A 1248-nucleotide genomic window follows, 5' to 3' on the forward strand; every position below is an offset into this window, starting at 1 on the left:
CAATCAGGATTTCATTTGAGTGGAGGCGAGGATTGCGACTACCGAGATGATTGATTTTAAGACCTTGAATTGGTTTGACGACTTCAGGTTCGATTAATTTTACTTCCTTAGCGATGTTAGCTGATTTTTTGATGGCATTGATCAAGGCTGCAGCTGTAGGACCAAAGAGTTCAGAGTTCTTGCCAGTGACGATTTCCCCATTTGGCAATTCGAGAGCAAGGGCAGGCCCACCAGTTTCTTCTGCTTTTTGGCGTGCAGCGACAGCAACCTTACGGTCTGCAGGTGTGATACCGAGGTCGTTCATGAGAAGTTCAATTTTCTTGACAGCAGTTTCTCCGACTTTTTCAGCTTTAAAATCAAGAACAGTCTGGTAGTAGCGACGGATGATTTCTTGTTTAGAAGCTTCGATAGCAGATTCATTATCAGTAATAGCGAAGCCAACCATGTTGACACCCATGTCTGTTGGTGAAGCGTATGGAGATTCACCTAGGATACGTTCCAACATACGCTTGAGCACTGGGAAAATTTCGATATCACGGTTGTAATTGACAGTGGTTTCTCCGTAGGTTTGGAGATGGAAAGGGTCAATCATATTAACATCATCAAGGTCTGCGGTTGCAGCCTCGTAGGCCAAGTTGACTGGATGATGAAGGGGTAGGTTCCAAACTGGGAAGGTTTCAAACTTAGCGTAACCAGACTTGATGCCATTGAGTTGGTCATGGTACATATTGGACATACAAGTTGCCAATTTTCCAGAACCAGGTCCAGGAGCTGTCACGACGATCAAGTTACGACTGGTTTTGATGTAGTCGTTTTTCCCCATACCTTCAGGAGAAATGATGTGGTCCATATCGGTCGGATATCCTTTGATCGGATAATGAAGATAAGAATCAATCCCGTTTTTATCTAACTGGTTGCGGAAGGCATCTGCAGCGGGTTGTCCAGCGTATTGTGTGATGACAACCGAACCAACAAAAATTCCCAGCTCATTGAATTTGTCAATCAAACGAAGAACTTCTTGGTCATAAGAAATGCCTAGGTCACCACGCGCTTTAGAATGTTCGATATTGCTTGCGTTAATGGCGATCACAACTTCAACCTTCTCTTTCAATTCTTGCAAGAGCTTGATTTTATTGTCAGGCTCATAACCAGGAAGAACGCGAGCAGCGTGGAAATCTTCTAACATTTTGCCACCAAACTCCAAGTAGAGCTTGCCGTCAAATTGGTTAATGCGCTCCAAAATGTGGT

Annotated in this window: 1 protein-coding gene; it reads right to left on the reverse strand. The window is 44.0% G+C overall.

Translation table 11 applies throughout. The features are described 5' to 3' along the window. The coding region (locus GMD4S_RS09045) for a DUF1846 domain-containing protein (protein WP_000496596.1) at nt 1-1248 on the reverse strand (1248 nt) is incomplete at both ends.

The sequence above is a fragment of the Streptococcus sp. GMD4S genome (assembly GCF_000296955.1).